Annotated in this window: 13 protein-coding genes; all 13 read left to right on the top strand. The window is 60.9% G+C overall.

All coding sequences use genetic code 11. The features are described from left to right. Positions 1 to 6 precede the first annotated feature (6 nt). Entirely contained in the window at positions 7 to 1143 is a 1137-nt protein-coding gene (locus FP026_RS21300) for an NADH-quinone oxidoreductase subunit E (protein ID WP_149636601.1), read from the top strand. Positions 1144 to 1153: 10 nt separating this feature from the next. Continuing rightward, positions 1154 to 2458: an NADH-quinone oxidoreductase subunit NuoF gene (gene nuoF / locus FP026_RS21295; protein WP_149636600.1), complete on the top strand. Its 1305-nt coding sequence runs from the start codon at positions 1154 to 1156 to the stop codon at positions 2456 to 2458. A 6-nt stretch (positions 2459 to 2464) separates the two neighbouring features. Continuing rightward, entirely contained in the window at positions 2465 to 3220 is a 756-nt protein-coding gene (locus tag FP026_RS21290) for a 5' DNA nuclease (RefSeq protein ID WP_432444139.1), read from the top strand. Between the two features lie 241 nt (positions 3221 to 3461). Further along, a complete protein-coding gene (gene nuoG, locus FP026_RS21285) occupies positions 3462 to 5543 on the top strand; it encodes an NADH-quinone oxidoreductase subunit NuoG (protein ID WP_149636598.1) in 2082 nt (693 codons plus the stop codon). 12 nt (positions 5544 to 5555) lie between these two features. Next, a complete protein-coding gene (gene nuoH / locus FP026_RS21280; RefSeq protein WP_092710914.1) occupies positions 5556 to 6599 on the top strand; it encodes an NADH-quinone oxidoreductase subunit NuoH in 1044 nt (347 codons plus the stop codon). Between the two features lie 39 nt (positions 6600 to 6638). Then, the gene (gene nuoI, locus FP026_RS21275; protein ID WP_149636597.1) at positions 6639 to 7130 is read left to right on the top strand and encodes an NADH-quinone oxidoreductase subunit NuoI; all 492 of its coding nucleotides are present in this window, start codon (positions 6639 to 6641) and stop codon (positions 7128 to 7130) included. A 148-nt stretch (positions 7131 to 7278) separates the two neighbouring features. Then, a complete protein-coding gene (locus FP026_RS21270; RefSeq protein ID WP_149636596.1) occupies positions 7279 to 7893 on the top strand; it encodes an NADH-quinone oxidoreductase subunit J in 615 nt (204 codons plus the stop codon). Between the two features lie 31 nt (positions 7894 to 7924). After that, entirely contained in the window at positions 7925 to 8233 is a 309-nt protein-coding gene (nuoK, locus tag FP026_RS21265; protein ID WP_034507513.1) for an NADH-quinone oxidoreductase subunit NuoK, read from the top strand. Between the two features lie 7 nt (positions 8234 to 8240). After that, positions 8241 to 10235 carry an NADH-quinone oxidoreductase subunit L gene (gene nuoL / locus FP026_RS21260; RefSeq protein ID WP_149636595.1) on the top strand — a complete coding sequence of 665 codons (1995 nt, stop codon included), beginning with the start codon at positions 8241 to 8243 and terminating at the stop codon, positions 10233 to 10235. Next, on the top strand, positions 10235 to 11746 hold the full coding sequence (locus tag FP026_RS21255; RefSeq protein WP_149636594.1) for an NADH-quinone oxidoreductase subunit M: 1512 nt from the start codon (positions 10235 to 10237) through the stop codon (positions 11744 to 11746). Before nuoL ends, FP026_RS21255 begins: the two co-directional genes overlap by 1 nt. A gap of 18 nt (positions 11747 to 11764) precedes the next feature. Next, positions 11765 to 13207 (top strand): NADH-quinone oxidoreductase subunit NuoN, encoded by a 1443-nt coding sequence (nuoN, locus tag FP026_RS21250; RefSeq protein ID WP_149636593.1) that lies wholly within the window; start codon positions 11765 to 11767, stop codon positions 13205 to 13207. Further along, entirely contained in the window at positions 13207 to 13971 is a 765-nt protein-coding gene (locus FP026_RS21245) for a biotin--[acetyl-CoA-carboxylase] ligase (protein ID WP_149636592.1), read from the top strand. The genes nuoN and FP026_RS21245 overlap by 1 nt, the downstream gene beginning before the upstream one ends. A 14-nt stretch (positions 13972 to 13985) precedes the next feature. After that, a complete protein-coding gene (locus FP026_RS21240) occupies positions 13986 to 15659 on the top strand; it encodes a ribonuclease J (RefSeq protein WP_149636591.1) in 1674 nt (557 codons plus the stop codon). Positions 15660 to 15676 lie beyond the last annotated feature (17 nt).

The raw sequence follows: 15676 nt of genomic DNA, 5'->3' as shown, positions 1-15676 counted from the left end.
TGAAAGATGTCCGTTCGTCGACTTGCCGAAGATCAATTCCAGCCTGCCGCCTTCGCCTTCAATGCGGAGAATACGGTCTGGGCTGAAAAGACGATCAAGAAATATCCCGATGGTCGCCAGCAGTCCGCGATCATTCCGCTGATGATGCGTGCGCAGGAGCAGGAAGGCTGGGTCACCAAGGCCGCTATCGAAACGATAGCGGACATGCTCGACATGGCCTATATCCGCGCGCTTGAGGTCGCGACCTTCTACACGCAGTTCCAGCTGCATCCGGTCGGCACCCGCGCCCACGTCCAGGTTTGCGGTACGACGCCTTGCATGCTGCGCGGCGCCGAAGGGCTGATCAAGGTCTGCAAGAGCCGGATCCATGACCACGCTTTCGAGCGTAATGCCGATGGCACGCTTTCGTGGGAAGAGGTCGAATGTCAGGGCGCCTGCGTCAACGCGCCGATGGTGGTGATCGGTAAGGATACCTATGAGGATCTGACGCCGGCACGTCTCGAAGAGATCATCGATGCATTCGCCGCAGGCAAGGGCAGCGAAGTCCCGACCGGCCCGCAGATCGACCGCGTTTTCTCCGCTCCCGAAGGTGGTCTGACGAGTTTGCTGTCGGATGAGGCGAAGACAAGGAGCGCTGCAGGCAAGGCCAAGGCGGCTGCCGAGGCCGTTTCGATCCCGCCGTCCGAGGCAGGTCGTGCCAAGAGCACGGATGCCGAAACCAATCAGAGCCTGAAGACGCCGGCAACGGCGCCGAAGGAAGCAGCCAAGAACGCCAAGGCTACTGAAACGCAGCCGCTTTCGGGAACGGCAGCCTCTGCAGCTGTATCGGAAAAGGCCGGCAGCGCCCCGAAGCCGTTGCTGACGGACAAGGATCGTCCCGCCGCGATCGAAAAGCCGGCGCAGCTGGATGATCTGCAGTTGATTTCCGGCGTCGGTCCGAAGATCGAGTCGATCCTGCATGAAATCGGCATCTTCACCTTCGCGCAGGTCGCGAGCTGGAAGAAGGCCGAGCGCGAATGGGTCGATGGCTACCTGAATTTCAGGGGCCGCATCGAACGTGACGATTGGATCAAGCAGGCTAAGGCACTCGCTAAGGGTGGCGAAGCGGAATATATCAAGGTCTTCGGCAAGAAGCCGCGGTAAGAGGTGAAGCATGTTACAGGATCAGGATCGCATCTTTACCAATATCTACGGCCTCAAGGATAAGTCTCTGAAGGGCGCGATGTCGCGCGGCCATTGGGACGGCACGAAGCAAATCCTCGAAAAGGGTCGTGACTGGATCATCAACGAGATGAAGGCTTCCGGCCTTCGCGGCCGTGGCGGCGCAGGCTTCCCGACGGGCCTGAAGTGGTCCTTCATGCCTAAGGAAAGCGACGGGCGCCCACACTATCTCGTCGTCAACGCCGACGAATCCGAGCCGGGCACCTGCAAGGACCGCGACATCATGCGCCACGATCCGCATACGCTGATCGAAGGCTGCGTCATCGCCGGTTTCGCCATGGGTGCAAACGCCGCCTACATCTACGTTCGCGGCGAATACATGCGCGAGCGCGAAGCGCTGCAGGCGGCGATCGACGAATGCTACGATGCTGGATTGCTCGGCAAAAACAATAAGCTCGGCTGGGACTTTGATGTTTACGTTCATCACGGCGCCGGCGCTTACATCTGTGGCGAGGAAACCGCACTTCTCGAAAGCCTGGAAGGCAAGAAGGGCCAGCCGCGCCTGAAGCCGCCGTTCCCGGCCAATATGGGCCTCTACGGCTGCCCGACGACCGTCAACAACGTTGAATCCATCGCCGTTGCCCCGACGATCCTGCGTCGTGGCGCCGGTTGGTTCTCCTCCTTCGGCCGTCCAAACAATGTCGGCACGAAGCTGTTCATGCTCTCCGGTCACGTCAACCGTCCTTGCACGGTCGAGGAGACGATGGGCATCACCTTCCGCGAGCTGGTCGAAAAGCATGGCGGCGGTATTCGCGGCGGCTGGGACAACCTGCTTGCCGTCATTCCCGGCGGTGCGTCGTGCCCGGTCGTTCCGGCAGCTGACATCATCGACTGCCCGATGGATTTCGACGGCCTGCGCGAGGTCAAGTCGTCCTTCGGCACGGCTGCGGCGATCGTCATGGACAAGTCGACCGACATCATCAAGGCGATTGCTCGCATCTCTGCCTTCTTCAAGCATGAGAGCTGCGGCCAGTGTACGCCGTGCCGCGAGGGCACGGGCTGGATGTGGCGCGTTCTTGAGCGCATGGCACGCGGCAACGCGCAGAAGCGCGAGATCGACATGCTGTTCCAGGTGACGAAGCAGATCGAAGGCCATACTATCTGTGCGCTCGGTGACGCAGCCGCATGGCCGGTGCAGGGTCTGATCCGCAATTTCCGTCCGGAGATCGAAAAGCGCATCGACCAATACACCGCCAATGCGACGAGCCACGGCGCGGTGCTGGAAGCAGCCGAGTAAGGAGCGATGATGGCGAGGACCAAGGATATCAGGCAGGGAAGCGGAGCGACCGATCAAGCATCGGCCGATTTCAGTCGCGTCGCCGCCGATATGCTGCGGAATTCGCCAGCCATGCCGATCCATCCGCTGATGGCACATCCGGCGGCGGCGTTTGCCGCTGCTGCAGCCATAGGCTTCGGCGTTACATCGCAGATCGCTGGCGCGTTCTTCGGTGCGTTTCAAGGTGCGGTCGAGGCGGCAAGCAAGCGTGCCGCCGAGCCGGGCAAAGAGAATGATGTCCTTGCCGCTGCCAAGCCGGTGGCAAGGAAAGAAGAGGCAGGGGAGGCAAAGCCGGTCAAGGCATCGCCTGCTGCCAAACCGGTTGTTTCGAAGCCGGTGGTTGCCAAGCCGAAGCCTGCAGTGGCAAAGCAGGCGGAACCGAAGCCGGTTGCCGCAACGATCGTGACGGCGCCTGCCAAGAGCAAAGGCCCAGCCACGAGCAGGGCCAAGGTCGAAGTGGCGGCACCGGTTGTCGCCAAGCCGGCTGCCGCGCGCAACCGCAAGGCCACAGTGAAGGCTGACGATCTCAAGCGTATTTCGGGCATAGGTCCGAAGCTGGAGCAGGTGCTGAACGAACGCGGCATCAAGCGCTTCGCCGATATCGCCGCCTGGAGCGATGCCGATATCGAGCGGATCGACGCGGAGCTCGGCTTCGATGGCCGCATCCGGCGCGACGATTGGTTCGGCCAGGCGAAGGCGCTGCTGCCGAAGGGGCGGAATTGAGTTTTTCCTCGGCTGCATCCGGCGGCCGGGGAGGGTGAACGAACGCGGTTGAGTGATTGCGGAGATGTCCGCGATGTTTCGATCGCAAAGCTGGTCTTGCGGGGACAAGGCTTGGCAAAGCTTACTGTGAGCGAGCCGGTACCATCAGGCGTTGAGCCGTCCCGATGGCAATCCGGTCTGCGATCATGAAATTGTCTGCGGCCAGATCGGGCTGGAGACGTGACATAGGACTGAGTGGACGATGGCTAAACTGAAGATTGACGGTAAAGAGATCGAAGTTCCGGATCACTACACGCTTATCCAGGCGTGCGAGGAAGCCGGCGCCGAAGTCCCGCGCTTCTGCTTCCATGAACGACTGTCGGTGGCCGGCAATTGCCGCATGTGCCTCGTCGAGGTGAAGGGCGGCCCGCCGAAGCCGCAGGCATCCTGCGCCATGGGCGTGCGCGATATCCGCGGCGGCCCGAACGGCGAGCTTCCCGAAGTCTTCACCAACACGCCGATGGTCAAGAAGGCCCGCGAAGGCGTAATGGAATTCCTGCTGATCAACCACCCGCTGGATTGCCCGATCTGCGACCAGGGCGGCGAATGCGACCTGCAGGACCAGGCCATGGCTTTCGGTATCGACAGTTCGCGCTATCAGGAAGATAAGCGCGCCGTCGAAGACAAGTATATCGGCCCGCTCGTCAAGACCGTGATGAACCGCTGCATTCACTGCACGCGCTGCGTCCGCTTCACGACGGAAGTTGCCGGCATTTCCGAACTCGGCCTCATCGGCCGCGGTGAAGATGCTGAAATCACCACCTATCTCGAGCATGCGATGACCTCCGAGCTGCAGGGCAACGTCGTTGACCTTTGCCCGGTCGGCGCGCTGACCTCGAAGCCCTTTGCCTTCACGGCTCGTCCGTGGGAACTGAACAAGACCGAATCGATCGACGTCATGGACGCGCTCGGTTCCGCCATCCGCGTCGATACGCGTGGCCGCGAAGTCATGCGCGTCCTGCCCCGCGTCAATGAGCAGATCAACGAAGAGTGGATCTCCGACAAGACCCGCTTCATCTGGGACGGCCTGAAGACCCAGCGCCTCGACAAGCCCTATGTCCGCAAGGATGGTCGCCTGCAGGCGGCAAGCTGGGGTGAGGCATTCGCCGCCATCAAGTCGGCCGTTTCTGCCACCGGCGGCGACAAGATCGGCGCCATCGCCGGCGATCTTGCGTCAGTCGAGGAAATGTATGCTCTCGGCGAATTGCTGAAATCGCTTGGATCGGAAAATCTCGACTGTCGCCAGGACGGGACGGCGCTTGATCCGTCGCTCGGCCGCGCAAGCTACATCTTCAACCCTAGCATCCAGGGTATTGAAGCCGCCGATGCGTTGTTGATTGTCGGCGCCAATCCGCGCTTTGAGGCTGCCGTCATGAATTCGCGCATCCGCAAGCGCTGGCGCCGCGGCAAGTTCCCGATCGGCGTGATCGGCGAAGCCGCCGACCTTCGCTATTCCTACGACTATCTCGGCGCCGGCCCGGATACGCTGGCGGATATCGTCAGCGGTTCGCACAGCTTCGCCAACGTTCTGAAGAATGCCGAAAAGCCGATGATCATCATCGGTCAGGGCGCTCTCATCCGCGACGACGGTGCCGAAGTGCTGGCGAATGCCGCCAAGCTCGCCGCTGCCGTTGGCGTCATCAAGGACGGCTGGAACGGCTTTGCCGTGCTGCACACCGCAGCCTCGCGCGTCGGCGGCCTCGACCTCGGCTTCGTGCCGGGCGCAAAGGGCGTCAATGCCGCTGCCATGCTGTCGTCGATGGACGTCCTCTTCCTGCTGGGCGCCGATGAGCTCGACTTCAGCCGCAAGGGCGCGAAGTTCACGGTCTATATTGGCTCGCATGGCGACAACGGCGCACAGAGTGCCGACGTGATCCTTCCGGCCGCCGCCTACACCGAAAAGTCGGGCACCTGGGTCAACACCGAAGGTCGTGTCCAGATGGGCAATCGCGCCGGTTTCGCACCGGGCGACGCTCGCGAGGACTGGGCCATCGTCCGCGCCCTTTCCGACGTCCTCGGCAAGAAGCTTCCCTTTGATTCGCTGAGGGAATTGCGTGCGAAGCTCTATGCAGCCTTCCCGCATTTCGCCGGCATCGACGAGATTGCCGAAGCTGATAGCGCCCAAATTGCCGCACTTGCGAAAAAAGCCGGCGCAATGGGCAAATCGGCATTTGCTTCGCCGATCAAAGACTTCTATTTGACGAACCCGATAACGCGCGCATCGGCTGTCATGGCCGAGTGCTCAGCATTGGCCCGCAACAATTTCCGCGTTGCGGCAGAGTAAGGGCAGAGGACTATGGATTCATTCGTTTCGACCTATCTCTGGCCGGCGCTGATCATGATCGGCCAGTCCCTGCTGCTCCTGGTCTGCCTGTTGGTTTTCATCGCCTACATCCTGCTTGCCGACCGCAAGATCTGGGCTGCCGTCCAGCTGCGCCGCGGCCCGAACGTCGTGGGCCCCTTCGGCCTGTTCCAGTCCTTCGCCGACCTGCTCAAGTTCATGTTCAAGGAGCCGATCATCCCGGCTGGCGCCAACAAGACCGTGTTCCTTCTCGCGCCGCTGGTTTCCGTGGTGCTGGCGCTCTCCACCTGGGCCGTTGTGCCGGTGGCGCAGAACTGGGTCGTCGCCGATATCAATGTCGGCATTCTCTACATTCTGGCGATCTCGTCGCTGGAAGTTTACGGCATCATCATGGGCGGCTGGGCTTCGAACTCGAAGTATCCGTTCCTCGGAGCGCTTCGTTCGGCCGCACAAATGGTATCCTACGAAGTCTCCATCGGCCTCGTCATCGTCACCGTTCTGCTCTGCGTCGGTTCGCTGAACCTGACGGATATCGTGCTCTCGCAGCAGACCGGCCTCGGCACCAAGCTCGGCCTGCCGGCCTCGTTCCTCGACTGGCACTGGCTGTCGCTGTTCCCGATGTTCATCGTATTCTTCATTTCGGCGCTGGCTGAAACGAACCGTCCGCCTTTCGACCTTCCGGAAGCGGAATCGGAGCTGGTTGCCGGCTTCATGGTCGAATACGGGTCTTCGCCCTACATGATGTTCATGCTCGGCGAATATGCGGCCGTCGTCCTGATGTGCTCGCTGACGACGATCCTTTTCCTCGGCGGCTGGCTGCCTCCGGTCGATATCTGGATCCTGAACTGGGTTCCGGGCATCATCTGGTTCCTGCTGAAGTCGTGCCTGGTTTTCTTCATGTTCGCGATGGTCAAGGCCTTCGTGCCGCGCTACCGCTACGACCAGCTCATGCGTCTTGGCTGGAAGGTTTTCCTGCCGCTGTCGCTCGCCATGGTCGTTATCGTTGCATTCGTGCTGAAGCTGACGGGATGGGCGTGATGATGTCTTTCCCCGCTTCTGGCAGTTTTGGAGGTTAAGATGGCCGGTTTGTCCAACGCCGTCAGCTCGCTGTTCCTCAAGGAATTCGTCGGCGCATTCTTCTTGTCGATGCGTTACTTCTTCAAGCAGAAGGCGACGATCAACTACCCCTTCGAAAAGGGACCGGTCAGCCCGCGCTTCCGCGGCGAACATGCACTGCGCCGTTATCCGAACGGCGAAGAGCGCTGCATCGCCTGCAAACTCTGCGAGGCCATCTGTCCTGCCCAGGCCATCACCATCGAGGCCGGGCCGCGCCGCAACGACGGTACTCGTCGCACGGTGCGTTACGACATCGACATGGTGAAGTGCATCTATTGCGGCTTCTGCCAGGAGGCATGCCCGGTCGACGCCATCGTCGAAGGGCCGAACTTCGAATTCGCCACCGAGACCCGCGAAGAACTCTACTTCGACAAGACGCGGCTCCTGGACAACGGCGACCGCTGGGAACGCGAAATCGCGCGCAACATCGCGATGGATTCGCCGTACCGCTGAGCGAGCTTTGAATATGCCGTGACGGGCGACCGATTGTCGCCGTCGCGGTTGAATCTAGACCGGGGCTTTGCCGGACGTATCGTCCGGTTAAGCTCCATCGGGCAGGGAAACTCCCGGCTGCCCGGGGGAAGACGAAAAAGGCACCAACATGGGTCTGCAGGCTCTTTTTTTCTATATCTTCGCCTTTGTCGCTGTGGCGTCGGCGTTCATGGTCATCTCGGCGCGGAATCCGGTCCATTCGGTCCTGTTCCTCATCCTGGTATTCTTCAACGCGGCCGGCCTCTTCCTGCTGATGGGGGCTGAATTTCTGGCGATGATCCTGCTGGTCGTTTATGTCGGCGCCGTGGCGGTTCTCTTCCTCTTCGTCGTCATGATGCTCGACATCGACTTCTCCGAGCTGAGAGCCGGCATTCTGGAATATGCTCCGATCGGAGCGCTGATCGGCATCATCCTCGCCGCCGAGCTGATCGTCGTCATCGGCGGCAGCGTGATTTCGCCCACGATCGCCAAATCCGTCGCCATGCCGATCCCGGCGCCGGCGACCCGGACGAATACCGCCGCCCTCGGCGATGTGCTTTATACCAACTACGTCTATTTCTTCGAGATCGCTGGCCTGGTTCTGCTGGTCGCGATGATTGGCGCGATCGTGCTGACGCTGAAGCATCGCACGAATATCAAGCGTCAGAATATTGCCCAACAGGTCGCCCGCACGCCCGCGACCGCCGTCGAGGTGGTCAAGGTCAAGCCGGGGCAGGGCGTCTGAGACGAGGCACGAGGATCAAAGGAACAAGAACATGGTCATTGGACTTTCCCATTACCTCACGGTCAGCGCCATCCTCTTCGTGCTCGGCGTTTTCGGTATCTTTCTCAACCGCAAGAACGTCATCATCATCCTGATGTCCGTCGAGCTCATATTGCTCGCCGTCAACATCAACATGGTCGCCTTCTCGTCGTTCCTCAACGACATCGTCGGCCAGGTTTTTGCTCTGTTCATTTTGACTGTCGCCGCCGCCGAGGCTGCCATCGGTCTTGCAATTCTCGTCGTCTTCTACCGTAACCGCGGTTCCATCGCCGTCGAAGACGTCAACATGATGAAGGGCTGATACAGCTATGTTTTTATATAAGGCTATCGTCTTTCTTCCCTTGATCGGCGCGATCATCGCCGGCCTTTTCGGCCGCGCGATCGGCGCCAAGGCTTCGGAATATGTTACCACCGGCCTGATGATCGTCGCCGCGGTTCTTTCCTGGGTCGTCTTTTTCACCGTGGCTCTCGGGCATACGGACGGCGCCATCAAGGTCGAAGTGCTGCGCTGGATCCAGTCCGGCGGCATCGACGCCTCCTGGTCGCTGCGCGTCGACACGCTGACATCGGTGATGCTGATCGTCGTGAATTCGGTTTCGACCCTGGTTCACGTCTATTCGATCGGATACATGCATCACGATCCGCATCGTCCGCGCTTCTTCGCCTATCTCTCGCTTTTCACCTTCGCCATGCTCATGCTGGTGACCTCCGACAACCTCGCCCAGATGTTCTTCGGCTGGGAAGGCGTCGGTCTGGCCTCCTATCTGCTGATCGGCTTCTGGTTCAAGAAGCCGTCTGCCTCCGCGGCGGCGATCAAGGCCTTCATCGTCAATCGTGTCGGCGACTTCGGTTTCGTGCTCGGCATTGCCGGCGTCTTCGTCCTGTTCGGCTCGATCAATTTCGATGTCATCTTCGGCAACGCCCAGAGCTTTGCCGGAGGGCAGGGCGGTCAGCCGGGCGATATCGTGCTCAATTTCCTCGGCATGCATCTCGATCGCGGCCATGCTCTGACGGCCGTCTGCCTGCTGCTCTTCATGGGCGCGATGGGTAAGTCGGCGCAATTCCTGCTGCACACCTGGTTGCCGGACGCCATGGAAGGCCCGACGCCGGTCTCCGCACTCATCCATGCCGCAACCATGGTCACCGCCGGCGTCTTCCTCGTCGCCCGCATGTCGCCGATCTTCGAATTGTCGCAGGATGCGCTGACCGTCGTCACCATCATCGGCGCGATCACGGCCTTCTTCGCCGCAACCGTCGGCCTCGTGCAGAACGACATCAAGCGCGTCATCGCCTATTCGACCTGTTCGCAGCTCGGCTACATGTTCGTCGCCCTCGGCGTCGGCGCTTACGGTGCTGCGATCTTCCATCTCTTCACGCACGCCTTCTTCAAGGCGCTGCTCTTCCTCTGCGCCGGCTCGGTCATCCATGCCGTCGACGGCGAGCAGGACATGCGTCATATGGGTGGGCTGCGTCCACATATCCAGAAGACCTTCTGGATGATGATCGTCGGCACCTTGGCAATCACCGGCGTCGGCATCCCGTTGACCCATATCGGCTTTGCCGGCTTCATCTCGAAGGATGCGATTATCCTGGCGGCCTTCGCCTCGCACAATGCAGCCGCTGGCTTCGCCTTTACGCTGCTCGTCATCGCCGCGATGTTCACCAGCTTCTACTCCTGGCGCCTGATCTTCATGACATTCTTCGGCAAGCCCCGCGCGTCGCACGAGGTCATGCACCACGTGCATGAATCGCCGAATGTCATGCTGATCCCGCTTTACCTGCTGGCGATCGGCGCCGTCTTCGCCGGCATGTATTTCAATGCCGATTTCGTCGGTCATGCCTATGAGGAATTCTGGAAGCATGCGCTGTTCACGCTCCCGGACAACAAGATCCTCGAAGAGATGGAATATGCGCCTCTGTGGGTTGAGCTCAGCCCCTTCATCGCCATGCTCCTCGGCCTCGTCACCGCCTGGTATTTCTACATCCAGTCGCCGGAAACGCCGCGCCGTCTCGCCCAGCAGCAGCGCGTGCTCTACGAGTTCCTCTTGAACAAGTGGTACTTCGACGAGATCTATGACTTCCTCTTCGTCCGCTCCGCCAAGGCGCTTGGCCGCTTCCTCTGGAAGAAGGGCGACATCGGGGTCATCGACACCATCGGCCCGAACGGCATCGCCGCGCGCGTCGTCGATGTCACCAACCGCGTCGTGCGCCTGCAGACCGGCTACCTCTATCACTATGCGTTCGCGATGCTGCTCGGCATTGCCGCCCTCGTTACCTGGATGATGCTCGGGAGTTCCCTCTGATGACCGATTGGCCTATTCTTTCAACGGTCACGTTTCTGCCGCTGGTCGGTGTCCTTCTTCTGCTGTTCACGCAGGAGAACGGGGCCAACGGCCGCCGGAATATCTTGAACATCTCGCTGGCGACGACCATCGTCACTTTCATCGTGTCGCTGTTCGTCTGGATCTGGTTCGACAATGCCAATCCTGGCTTCCAGCTGATCGAGAAGCATGAGTGGCTGACCGGCGGCATCAGCTATCACATGGGCGTCGACGGCATTTCCATGCTGTTCGTCATCCTCTCGACCTTCCTGATGCCCTTCTGCGTGCTGGCAAGCTGGCTCTCGGTCGAAAAGCGGCTGAAGGACTATATGATCGCCTTCCTCGTCCTCGAGACGATGATGGTCGGCGTGTTCACGTCGCTGGATATCGTGCTGTTCTACGTCTTCTTCGAAGCCGGCCTCATTCCGATGTTCCTGATCATAGGCGTCTGGGGCGGCAAGGATCGCGTCTACGCCAGCTACAAGTTCTTCCTTTATACGCTGCTCGGCTCCGTGCTGATGCTGCTCGCCATCATGGCGATGTATTGGCAGTCCGGCACGACCGATATCCCGACGCTGCTTGCCTACAAGTTCCCGCCGCAGATGCAGACATGGCTATGGCTCGCCTTCTTCGCCTCATTCGCGGTGAAGATGCCGATGTGGCCGGTCCATACCTGGCTTCCAGACGCGCACGTTCAGGCGCCGACGGCCGGCTCGGTCATCCTGGCAGGCATCCTCCTGAAGCTCGGCGGCTACGGTCTCATCCGTTTCTCGCTCGGCATGTTCCCGAACGCTTCGGAATATTTCGCGCCGCTCGTCTTCGCGCTTTCGGTCATCGCCATCATCTACACCTCCCTGGTCGCGATGATGCAGGATGATATCAAGAAACTGATCGCCTATTCGTCTGTCGCCCATATGGGTTACGTGACCATGGGTATCTTCGCGGCCAACCAGCAGGGCGTCCAGGGTGCCATCTTCCAGATGCTGTCGCACGGCATCGTCTCGGGCGCGCTCTTCCTCTGCGTCGGCGTGATCTACGACCGCACCCATACCCGCGAGATCGCGGCCTATGGCGGCCTGGTCAACAACATGCCGAAATATGCCGTTGCCATGATGGTTTTCACCATGGCCAATGTCGGCCTGCCCGGCACCTCCGGCTTCATCGGCGAATTCCTGACCTTGATCGGCGTTTTCCGCGCCAATACCTGGGTTGCGCTCTTCGCCGCGACCGGCGTGATCCTGTCAGCCGCCTATGCGCTCTGGCTCTACCGCCGCGTCATTTTCGGCGCGCTGGAGAAGGAAAACCTGAAGAAGCTTCTGGACCTGTCGCCGCGTGAACAGCTGATCCTCTATCCGCTGATCGCGCTCACGATCCTCTTTGGTGTCTATCCGGCTCCGATCTTCGATGCCACGGCGGCTTCGGTGGATCTGCTGGTGAACAATTATACCGCTGCCCTGCACGCTGCGCAGAATGTTGCGCTGTCGATGAATTGATGACGGGACTTATTCGACATGACTGCTGACACAATTCTTGCAAGCCTGCATCTTTCCATTCCGGAGCTCATCCTCGCGGTCGGTGCGCTTGTGCTGCTCATGATCGGCGTCTTTTCGGGCGAGCGGTCGGGACCCACGGTTACCGGTCTTGCCATCGCGCTTCTCGCGGTGGCCGGTCTCTGGATCATCTTCGTTCCGGGCGAGGGCTTGGCCTATGGCGGCGCCTATCTCGCCGACGGCTTCTCCCGCTTCATGAAGATCGTCGCACTGGTCGGCTCGATCGTCGCCATGTTCATGAGCATGGGGCAGGCGCGCGAGCAACAGCTCGATCGCTTCGAGTTTCCGGTGCTCCTTCTGCTGGCGACCCTCGGCATCTTGCTGATGATCTCGGCACACGATCTGATATCGCTCTACCTGTCGCTGGAACTGCAGTCGCTGGCCCTCTACGTCGTCGCCGCCATCAATCGCGACAGCGTCAAGTCGACCGAAGCCGGCCTGAAGTATTTCGTTCTCGGCGCGCTGTCGTCGGGTATGCTGCTCTACGGCATGTCACTGGTCTACGGCTTCACCGGTCATACGACCTTCGATGCCATCGCGACGGCGCTCAGCTCCGAGACCCGGTCGCTCGGCCTCGTCTTCGGTCTGGTCTTCGTTCTTGCCGGTCTGGCGTTCAAGATCTCCGCCGTGCCGTTCCATATGTGGACGCCCGATGTCTATGAAGGTGCGCCGACCCCGGTCACCGCCTTCTTCGCGGCGGCACCCAAGGTTGCCGCCATGGCGATCCTGACGCGCATCGTCGTCACTGCCTTCCATCCGGTGCTTGCCGACTGGCAGCAGATCATCGTGTTCATCTCGATCGCCTCGATGCTGCTCGGTTCCTTCGCCGCGATCGGTCAGCGCAATTTCAAGCGACTGATGGCCTATTCGTCGATCGGTCACATGGGCTATGCGCTCGTCGGCCTCGCCGCCGGCACCAAGACCGGCGTCTCCGGCGTCATGCTCTATATGGTCATCTACATGGTCATGACGCTCGGCTCCTTCGCCATCATCATGGCGATGCGCCGCAAGGATGGCCGTCAGGTCGAGAACGTCGACGATCTCGCCGGCCTTTCGACGACCAACCCCTTCATGGCGGTCGTGCTGACGGCGCTGATGTTCTCGCTGGCCGGCATTCCGCCGCTCGCAGGCTTCTTCGGAAAGTATTTCGTCTTCGTCGCGGCTATCCAGGCGCATCTCTATGCGCTCGCCATCATCGGCGTTCTGGCCTCCGTTGTCGGCGCCTACTACTACCTGCGCGTCATCAAGGTGATGTGGTTCGATGAAGCCACGGACGAGTTCACGCGCACGGCCGGTTCGCTGCGCCTCGTCTTCGGTCTCTCCGGCCTGTTCGTCATCACCTATGTCTTCTTCGGCGGCGCAATCGGCGGGGCTGCCGATCTGGCCGCCGCGACGCTGTTTTGATGGCGTCTGACATGAACAGCCGGAAGTCGCTCGCCGACTTCCGGCATGATGCCCTTCAAGAGACTTCGTCCACAAACAGCGTCTGCCTCGAACGGGTGCGCGCAGGCGACCCTGGGAACCTTTGGGTGACCGCCGAGCGCCAGACGGGTGGACGCGGCCGCCGCGGTCGCCCCTGGGTGTCGGAAGCCGGCAATCTCTACGCATCTCTCCTCTTGATCGATCCCGCTCCCATGGACCGCCTCGGCTCGCTGCCGCTTGCGGTCGCGGTCGCGGTGCATCAGGCTGTTCGCAGCGTGCTGCCGTTGGCTGCCGAGCCGGTCGAGATCAAGTGGCCGAACGATATCCTGATAGGCCGCAAGAAGACCTGCGGCATCCTGATCGAAGGCGAGGCCTTGCCCGGCGGCCGCTATGCGCTCGTCATCGGCATTGGCATCAATATTGCCGTCATGCCCGAAAACCCGATGTATCCCGTCACCTGCCTGAGACAGCAAGGCTCGATGGTTTCGCCGGATGAGCTGTTTGCCCATCTTTATGCCGCTATGTCCAAAGCGCTCGATGTCTGGAGCCGCGGCAAGGGCATTCGCGAGATCACGGCCCGCTGGCGCGAGGTCGCATGCGGCATAGGGGAGAAGATCACGGTGAACTTGCCGGATCGCTCGATTTCGGGCCATTTCTCGGGAATCGATGATAATGGCTTGTTGCTGCTCGAGACCGGGGACGGCAGGATCATGCCGATCGCCGCGGGCGATGTTTTCTTTAGATGATGGTTGGGGATCAGATGGCGAAGCAAGACGAACTGGTGTTTCTGCCCCTCGGCGGCGTCGGCGAGATCGGCATGAATCTCGCGTTGTACGGCTATGGCCCGGCGGAACAGCGTCAGTGGATCATGGTCGATTGCGGCGTGACATTCCCGGGGCCGGATTTGCCTGGTGTCGATCTCGTCCTGCCGGATATCCGTTTCCTCGCCAAGGAACGCAAGAACCTCAAGGGCATCATTATCACCCATGCGCACGAGGATCACTACGGCGCGCTGAACGATCTTTGGCCGGGCCTGAATGTTCCGATCTACGCGTCCGCCTTCACCGCCGGGCTTCTCGAAGCCAAGCGTGACTATGAGAAGTCGATGGGCGAGATCCCCGTGACGCTCTTCAAGGCCGGCGATCGCATCAATGTTGGCCCCTTCGAGATCGAAGGCGTGGCCGTCAACCATTCGATCCCCGAGCCGATGTCGCTGATGATCCGCACGCCGCTCGGCAATGTCATCCATACCGGCGACTGGAAGATCGATCATGAGCCGTCGCTCGGGCCGCTGACCGACGAGACCCGCTTCCGCCAGCTCGGCGATGAGGGCGTGTTGGCGCTGATGTGCGATTCCACCAATGCTCTGCGCGATGGCGTTTCGCCTTCGGAGAAGGACGTCTCCGAAAGCCTGCGCAAGATCATCGAAGACGCCGAGGGCAGGGTGGCGATCACGACTTTCTCGTCGAATGTCGGCCGTATCCGCACCATTGCCGAGGCCGCCGAAGCCGCCGGCCGCGAAATACTGTTGCTCGGCAGCTCGCTGAAGCGCGTTGTCGACGTCGCCCGCGATATCGGCATCATGGAAGGCATCAAGCCGTTCATCGCGGAAGACGAATATGGCTATATCCCGCGCGACAAGGTGGTGGTGATCCTGACCGGCAGCCAGGGCGAACCGCGCGCCGCACTGGCGAAACTTTCGCGCGACGAAATGCGCAATGTCGCATTGGCATCGGGCGATATCGTCGTCTTCTCCTCGCGTGCCATTCCCGGCAATGAGAAGGCGATCCAGGACATCAAGAACGGCTTGATCGAACAGGGCGTGCATGTGGTGACGGACGCGGAAGCGCTGGTGCACGTCTCCGGCCACCCCAGGCGCAACGAACTGCAGAAGATGTATGAGTGGACGCGTCCGAAGGTCGTCATCCCGGTGCATGGCGAGGCGACGCATCTGACCGCACATAAGGAACTGGCCGAGCAGAGCGGCATTGCCACCGTGCCGCGCGTGCGCAACGGCGATGTCGTGCGTCTTGCGCCCGGTCCGGTCGAGGTGATCGGCGAAGCGCCGCATGGACGCATCTTCAAGGATGGCATACTGATCGGTGATTTCGACGAAATGGGCATCGGCGAGCGCAAGAAGCTTTCCTATGTCGGCCATGTCGCCGTCAATGTCGTGCTCGATGCCCGTTATGACATTGTCGGCGATCCGGATCTCGTGCCGATCGGCCTGCCGGCCTATGATGATGAAGGCGAGGAGATGGAGGATACGCTCTTCGACGCCATCGTCAGTGCCATCGAGAGCATTCCCCGGGCTCGCCGTAAGGATCTGGGCCTGCTGCAGGAGGCCACTCGCCGTGCCGTGCGCGCGGCTGCCAACCAGGGTTGGGGCAAGAAGCCTCTCGTGACCGTGTTCATCACGCGCACCGGCAGCTAGCCTCGCGGTCCGATCGG

Origin of the sequence: Martinezella tropici (assembly GCF_008370325.1) — a bacterium.
GTDB classification, from domain to species: domain Bacteria; phylum Pseudomonadota; class Alphaproteobacteria; order Rhizobiales; family Rhizobiaceae; genus Rhizobium; species Rhizobium tropici_B.
Note: the sequence above shows the minus strand (reverse complement) of the source record. Positions and strands in the feature narration are given on the sequence as shown.